General features: G+C 43.6%; 6 protein-coding genes. 1 reads left to right on the top strand and 5 read right to left on the bottom strand.

All coding sequences use genetic code 11. The features are described from left to right. Window positions 1-385 precede the first annotated feature (385 nt). Window positions 386-1,741 carry a porin gene (locus QZV86_RS09490; RefSeq protein ID WP_295626915.1) on the bottom strand — a complete coding sequence of 452 codons (1,356 nt, stop codon included), beginning with the start codon at window positions 1,739-1,741 and terminating at the stop codon, window positions 386-388. Window positions 1,742-1,925: 184 nt separating this feature from the next. On the opposite strand from QZV86_RS09490, the gene QZV86_RS09485 reads away from it, so the two are divergent. Beyond that, entirely contained in the window at window positions 1,926-2,303 is a 378-nt protein-coding gene (locus tag QZV86_RS09485; protein ID WP_295626912.1) for a hypothetical protein, read from the top strand. A gap of 65 nt (window positions 2,304-2,368) precedes the next feature. On the opposite strand, the gene QZV86_RS09480 is transcribed toward QZV86_RS09485, so the two are convergent. From QZV86_RS09480 to QZV86_RS09465, 4 genes are all read right to left on the bottom strand, one after another. Beyond that, window positions 2,369-3,682, bottom strand: a complete 1,314-nt coding sequence (locus QZV86_RS09480) for a porin (protein WP_295626909.1) — start codon at window positions 3,680-3,682, stop codon at window positions 2,369-2,371. Window positions 3,683-3,873: 191 nt separating this feature from the next. Next, a complete protein-coding gene (locus tag QZV86_RS09475) occupies window positions 3,874-4,332 on the bottom strand; it encodes a hypothetical protein (protein ID WP_295626906.1) in 459 nt (152 codons plus the stop codon). A 132-nt stretch (window positions 4,333-4,464) separates the two neighbouring features. Beyond that, a complete protein-coding gene (locus QZV86_RS09470; protein WP_295626903.1) occupies window positions 4,465-5,121 on the bottom strand; it encodes a response regulator transcription factor in 657 nt (218 codons plus the stop codon). 4 nt (window positions 5,122-5,125) lie between these two features. Then, window positions 5,126-7,567: an ATP-binding protein gene (locus QZV86_RS09465; protein ID WP_295626900.1), complete on the bottom strand. Its 2,442-nt coding sequence runs from the start codon at window positions 7,565-7,567 to the stop codon at window positions 5,126-5,128. Window positions 7,568-7,901: the final 334 nt, after the last annotated feature.

Genomic DNA, 7,901 nt, shown 5'->3' with positions numbered 1-7,901 from the left:
TTTCTTGTATACAAAGCCTCCGCCACAGTCATGTGAATTTTGCAGGGCCGACTAAGTAGTCTCTGGGTTTGCCTACCGTAACGAGTTCATCTTGTTTATTCGCATAAACCCAATTTTTAATGTCCCTTTTGGTAGCGACAGTCGTTTGGCTGCCTCAACCAAAGTTAATCCACTTGCTTTAAAGAACTTAACTGATTGCTTCCTAAATTCCTGGCTATATTGTGCGCGGGATAATGCCATCTCTATCCTCCATTTCATGTCCTCATTTTATGAAACTTCAGACTCCATGAAAATAAGCATACCTAAGCCACTGCACAATGTGTTTTATAAAGTGCTCGAAGAGTTATTTTCCTGATCAATTCAGCAATAACCATTATTCGTGGTCTTAAAAAGGCAGCAGAAAGTCGAGTGAAAAAAGAATCTGGTCCTTGTTGCCGCCGAACGGTCGGTATGCGGTCGTATGATAAGCATCGACCCGGTCATAGCGAATGTTTGGGCGAATCGTAAGTTTCTTCAGTGCATTCCAGGTCAGCTTGAGCGTTTTGGCGGCTTTCCAGTTTAAACCGAGCGTCACGTTATAATAATCGGCCGGGGTAACGGTGACAGTGCTGGGGTTACCGGCATAACTAACGGTGGCACCATTCACGACATTGGTGGCAGCGGAGATGCGGAATGGGGAGGGGTTACGAAAACCGTCTTCGTCACGATACCATTCGCCGCGCGCACCAATCGATACATTGTCGGTCAGATCATAGTATAGATGCACGAGCGCGCTGAACCATTCGGCATCTTTGATGACATTGGTGTATTTCAGATTGTTCAGCAACACGCCACCAGCATGGCCATAAACATGGTGTAAAACTAACAAAGTCTTGGAGGTGATTCTGTGTTTGAACACGATATTGTAGAATCCCCAGATTTCACTGCTGCGCGCGGAAGTTTCGCCATAGGTACCGGAAAGATGAAATGAAGTGGCCTGATTGTCGCTGGTCCAGGTGAAGCCTCCCAATCCACTCCAGTTGCTTAGCTGCCTGTCCCAGCCTGCGTCCCAGCCACCCGTTGCGCTGCCTGTCAATGGGCCTCCGAGAATTTGCCAGTTTGCGTTGGCTTGGTAGGTGGCCAGCATGCCCGTGTGGGTGAAGGGTTCACCGACGTTCAGGGTATACGCACGGGTATAGAAAAAATTGTCGGGTGCTGGAACGGTCTCGAAGCCAGTAGGCGTATAGAAATGACCTAGCTTTACGTTGAGGCCATTGCCTACAGGCACATACGCTTCCATGAATGCTTGTGGCAGCGCGATACCATAGGTGCGTGTTGAGGCGCAGCATAGGTTGAGATCCCACTCATTTCTTTTGAGCGGCGTTCCATCATTGACATCAAATGTTGGCACGCCAAACGCCTGGGTGAAAATAGCATCGGTTCCGAACATAAAATCGAAACGTCCGCCGAAGTCCCAGGTTTTTCCTTCAGAAACGACCGAGCGCCGCATGAACAGGTTGAATTGATTCAACTGAAACGTGTTGGCCTGGTCGGCAAAAATTACAGGACCATTGAATCCGCCTGATTGGCTGGGATTTAACGTTGCACCTCCGTGAATCCAGCCGCCGAAGTCCAGTTTGTGATGATTAAGAAATTTTTTAAAGCTGTTGGCGCAAAGATTATCGGAGTATATCGAGCAAAAAAAGATGCTGCTTGCCAGGGCACATATCAGCCATCCTGAGTATCTTAAGTTAACTTTCATTTTAAAGTATTATTAAACTAACATTCTGATAAATAATATTTTTCTAATGGTTCTCGTCTAAAAAATATTGTGCCTACAAAGATAAGGTTAATGGTTTCCATTAATGAAAAACAAGGGTTATCCCAATATACATGCGGTGTTGATCAAATTAAGATGGTGCCATACGGTAGAGGAGATATTCATTATGAAAACACTGAAATTGTCAGTTGGCGTGTTGGCATTAATCGTTCTGAGCGCTTGTGCACAAATGAATGCATCGCTAATTGCACCGACCGGGATCGCGAACAATGATCATGAGGCTTTGGTCAGCTATTATGAAACCGTAGTCGATGAAGCAAGATCGAATCTGCAGAAGAATAAAAGAATCCTTGAGGCGTATGAAGCACGTCCCTATTATTATGGACGAAGAGGTTTGGATTTGCAGTCGCATACTTCCGCGAATATTCGTGCACATGAAAAGACCTTGCAAGAAAGCCTGAGATTTGCTGAGATTCATAGAAGGATGGCGACAAAACAAAGCAATGATCCAATCAGTAAAGCGAAAGTCAAGCCGGATTTATGACTTGCTTCGAACGGTTTTGCGATCGTGGCTGAGCTTTGCATTTTATCGCTGGTATGATTTGATTTCTAAAAAGGAATGACGAAATCGAGCGAAAACAGAATTTGATCTTTATTGCCGGCAAAGGGCCGATAAGCGTTTGTATGCAAAGCATCGACCCTGTCATAACGAATGTTCGGTCGGATGTTGAGCTTTTTTATCGCATCCCATTGGAGTTTTAGGGTTTTTGCGGCCTTCCAGTTTAAACCGATGGTCGCGGCATAGTAGTCGGCTGGGGTAATGGTGACGCTGCTGAGATTGCCGGCGTAACTCGTAGCTACACCGTTCACGATGTTGGTTGCGGCAGCAACTCGGAAGGGAGAAGGATTGCGAAACCCATCGCGGTCCCGAAACCATTCGCCGCGTGCACCTATCGATAAATTCTCGGTAAGATCATGGTATAGATGCGTTACGAAACCAATCCATTCGGCGTCCTTTACTACATTGGTATATTTCATATTATTCAATAAAACGCCATCGGCATAACCATGAACATGGTGTAATACCAGTAGAGTTTTAGGATCTATTTTGTGCTGAAATACAATGTTGTACATTCCCCATGACTCGTCGCTTCGTGTTGAAATTTTGCCATAAGTACCGGTAACGTTGAATGAAGTGGCTTGGTTGTCGCTGGTCCAGGTAATGCCCGCAACGCCACCCCAATTACCTAATTGCTTGTCCCACCCGCTATCCCAGCCACCCGTCGCGCTACCGGTAACGGCACTCCCGGAGACGGACCAATTGTTGTTGACGATATAGTTTGCTTGTAGACCGGTGTGTGTGAAGGGTTCTCCGGCATTAAAGGAGTAGGCCCGGGTATAGAAAAAATTATCCGGGGCTGGGACAGTTTCAAAACCGGTGGGAGAATAAAAATGTCCTGCCTTTAGGTTAACTCCATTTTCCCCGACCGGTATATGCACTTCCAAGTAGGCCTGCGGGAGTGCGATTCCATAAGCGCGTGTTGAGGAGCAGCAGAGATGGAGATCCCAGTTGCTGCGATTGAGTGCTTCGCCGGAATTGACATCAAAAGTTGGTACACCAAAAGCCTGCGTAAAAATTGCATCAGTTCCAAACAAAAAATCGAAACGTCCGCCGAAATCCCATCTTTTGGTTTCCGATATTACTGGGCGTTGCAAAAAAAGATTGAATTGATTTAACTGGAACCGATTAGCTTGATCAGCAAAAGCAACAGGACCATTGTAACCACCTGATTGGCTCGGGTTTAAAGTTGCGCCACCGTGAATCCAGCCACCGAATTCTATTCGGCTATCTTTAAAATGTTTTTTTAAATTATTTGCGTAAGGAGTGGTTGCATATAAAAAGAAAAAAAATGTGCCTCCCATTATGAATATGGTTAGCAGCCATTTCAGAAATCTTTTTTTAGAGTGATGGTACGATTCATTCATACATACAAATATAAACAGCCAAAGGCACGGAGAGTATTAACATTCCCCGTGCCTTTGGCATTCTTAAGAGCGATACTTAATTCATAATTCTATTCATCAATGCATCCATCGCCTGATGCAAAGATTCTTTAATTACTTGCTGGTTCAGAGCCTAGTCTGGCTTTGATTTTTTGGTTCTGTACTTGATTCGGCCTATCGTCAGATTGCGCATATTCATTTTTTTGAAGATCGGCAGCGATTTTGCGATGATAACCTGCTTGTTGAATAGCTGCTGTCGTTTCCTGTTCGTAGTGGCGGATATTTGCCAGCGTATGTGATTTATAATCCTGTCCTCGCCTGCCATAGTAATGGCTATGATCTTCATATTCTTCTAGCAATGCTATTTTTTCTTCAACTTTTGCGGCCATTTCTTTGGCCAGGCTGTCGTAGTGATTGGCTAAGTTTTCGTGATCATTGGAGGTTTTAGCTTCTGATGCAGCCATGCTGCTATCCATATTCCGTGCTTCCATTGGGCCCAACTGCGCACAGGCAACTAATAAAGAAAGTATCGGTAAAACTGCAAGATATTTTCCAAACTTAATACTCATGATGGTAAGCCTCCAAGTGGATTGACACATGTGTGTATCCTACGAGAATCAATATTGAAATGATATTGGGGAATCCATTGTTTTTCAATAAGGGAAACCCTTAGATTGAATTAAATTGTGCGTATAGTATATTTAATGCTCTTCAGAAATCCAGCGTGTGGCGTAACGGATTAAGTCGGCACCATCTTTTAAATGTAGTTTGACCCGGATATTGAAACGATGCGTTTCAATTGTTTTGATGCTGCGACAAAGTAATTTTGCAATTTCTTGACTGCTATGTCCTTGTCCGATTAAGTGGAGTACTTCGAACTCACTGGGCGTCAGTGTGTTGATGAGCTGCTCGGGCTCGGTTTGACCCGATGCAATGCGCTTTAACAGTTTGTCATGCATTTGCTTACTTAAATAAACGTTACCATTGAGTACCTCATGAATTGCCGCCAACAATATTTCGCCAGGTTCTTGTTTCATCACATAGCCACGAGCACCGGCACGTAAAGCGCGCTCTGCATACACGGATTCATCATGCATGGAAACGAACAGAACGGGAAGTGAAGGTTTCAGTGCATGCATGCTTTTAATCACTTCAAAACCAGATACGGTTTTAAGCGTGACATCCAATAAAACAATATCAATAGGTTCATTTTTCTTCAGTATTGCCAATGCCTCGTTGCCGTCGCCGGCTTCGGCAATTACTTCCATATCGGATTCCATGTTGATCATCATCGCCATACCATGCCTTAACATGGCATGATCATCCACTAACATTACTTTGATTTTATTTGTAGACATCTTATTAGGCCATCCGCATTTCTAAACGAACTTCTGTGCCACCTTCCGCACGGGAGAGAAAACTCAATTTTGCGCCCAACTGTTTGGCACGATATTGCATTATTTTTATACCCATCCCGGAAGTTGTTTGCGATGCTTCATCTGCTTCAATAAATCCACTGCCGTCATCGGCAATTGACAAACACAGTAATTCTTCGTTTAAAGATAAGGATAGAGTGATATGTTGGGCTTTACCGTGGCGAATTGCATTGTTGGTAGCTTCCTGCGCAATTCGATATAGGTTAAGTGCCAGAGTATTATCTTGAATGATGATGTTATTTTCACAAGAAAAAAGACAAGATATGCTGTAAGTCGTCGAGACCCTATTTGCTAGCGCTTGTAAAGCGGCAACCAAACCATTGGCTTCTATTTCAAATGGAAGCAGTCCTTGCGCCAGTTGTTTGATGTGTATCACTGAGATTTGTGCTTGTGAAGCAATGGAAGCGGCAACTGTTGCCATACTGGTGTTTCCTGTGGCAACGATTTGCTTCTCCAGCGCCCTGGCTTGATAGCCGATAGCCGCTATTTCCTGTCCTAGATTGTCATGTAACTCCTGTCCGATTGTGTGCGATTGTTCTTCAGCTACGAGTACCAGAGCCTGTTCTAACCGCTTGCGTTCAAGCCAGCTTTCCAATTCGCTGGCGATCGCGTTAATGAGATTTTGCTCTTCCACCATCAGATAAGGGTGATCTGCCGGATAAAAAACTCGTATTTGGCCGCACACTTTACCATTGACATAAATCAAGGCGCAGCAGGTGCAAGCAGGATTTCGTTCTGCACGCCAGAAACCGGTTTCTCTGGGAGTGACTTTGGCTTTTGACTGTAATCGATGCCTAGTTTCCGGGTCAAATTTTCCTATGGTAAATTTCCAGCCATTGAGTTCGATTACGGCGCTTGCCATATTAGGAAATTGCATGGCCGGTATCAGGTGTTCAAAAATATTCTGGCAAACGTTGTCTATCGATGATTCCATGCCAATGCCGCGGCGAATTTCATAGAGACAAGTGATTTCTTTCAGGCGTTCACGCAACAGCTCTTCAATTTTTTTACGCTCTAACCATCGCGCCAGATCACTGGTAATTGCATCGATAAGCTTTTGTTCCTCAGAAGCTAAGAACGGTTTGTCTTGAGGATAGAAAACCCTTAATTGGCCACATATTGTGCCATTGACAGTGATCTTTGAGTTTAATTCATGTGCCATATATTCGGTCGAGATCGCAGATGAAATACGTTTTCCATCGAGTTCGATTATTACCGAGGCATGTTCTGGATATTGCATGGCAGGTATCAGATGCGTAATTATCTGTTGACAGGCTTTGTCGACAGATAAATCCAATCCAATGTTGCGGCGAATCTCATACAGGCAGGTAATTTCTTTCAGCCGTTCGCGCAGCTCAATCTCCTTATGACTCAGTTCGATAGAAATCTGTTCTGCGGTTTCTTTAGCATTGCGTGATTCTCTTTCGGATCTGATCAGTTTTCGAACAAACCAGTTCAATAGCAATATTTCAGCAATAATCAATCCGGCAAGATAAAAGACAATGGTCATCAATTGATCATTAATCGGACTGAATAATTCATCCTGATCCAACTTCAGAATCATGCCTAAATCAATACCGTGGAGTGGCGCATAGGCCTCAATTACTGGTATGTGGCGATAATCTTTGACTGCTATAACACCGCTTGTACCATTGAGTGCTAGACTTATTGGCAATACTCCGCCTTTTCTTGCATATCTCAGGTGCGTAAATTTTATACCGTCAATTTGGCTGATAAAACAAGCCATTGCTTGTGTGTCCGCGGTAGGGGGAGCACACAATATGAACTCGCCGGTTTTGCCAATGGATCTTATTTCGCTAAACCTGCGTGTCACTTGTGGTAGTTTTATTTCTGTCAAAATTCTGCCGATATGCCGCTTTTCTTGATCTTTAATATCGACCTGAGTGCGAAGAATAAATTGATTGTCCCAAATAAGGAGCGTGTCATTGTGTTTCGGAAGCGGTATTGATTGAGCTACATTTTTAGAAAAATGACCAATTTGAGATAACGTATTGCCCTTGGCATCATAAACAACTGCGGCAGAAAAACCTGACTCGGGGAGTGAATTAACATTCCGCTTAAGATCGTGTAATGCGTTTTTATTTTCTGGCTGAGCGTTGAGTTCTTGCATTGATTGAATTAAGAACGGGCGGAGAGATAAAGTGTGTGTATCTCCCATGCCTTTTTGAATTTGGTTTTCTACCAGGAGTGCTTTACCCTGTAGTGCAGCACGTAAACCTATGCCAAGTACGGATTCAATCTGCTGTCGCATTGCACTGTAAACAGCAATACCTGTTGATAGAGTCAATCCTAGCAGGAGTAGGCCGCCGATAATATTAATCTTGTGATCATCGCGTGTAAAAAACAATCTATCCTCCTCAACTGGATTATCGGTATATGGCTTATGCAGAATACTTCGGCAACCGAATTGAAGTCAGTATGCCACACTTGATTAAGGCGGATAAAAGTACAGTTCCTGGGTTAACAGAGATAAATAATATTTGGTAGGTCGCCATAGTCATAGTTTATGAACAAGTTCGTGAATTGTTTTTAGTGTCAGCTAAATTTCTTAGATGTAACGAGCAGTTTACTGAAATACTATTAAACTTAGCAAGTTGCCGTTTTGTGAAACTATAAAATGATTGTTGTCATTAAAATGACACTATGCTCCATGTAATTTTCTTTTCCTTAGCATATTACTT

Source organism: uncultured Nitrosomonas sp. (genome assembly GCF_902826915.1).
Classification (GTDB): Bacteria; Pseudomonadota; Gammaproteobacteria; order Burkholderiales; family Nitrosomonadaceae; genus Nitrosomonas.
This window is presented reverse-complemented; position numbering and strand designations above follow the sequence as displayed.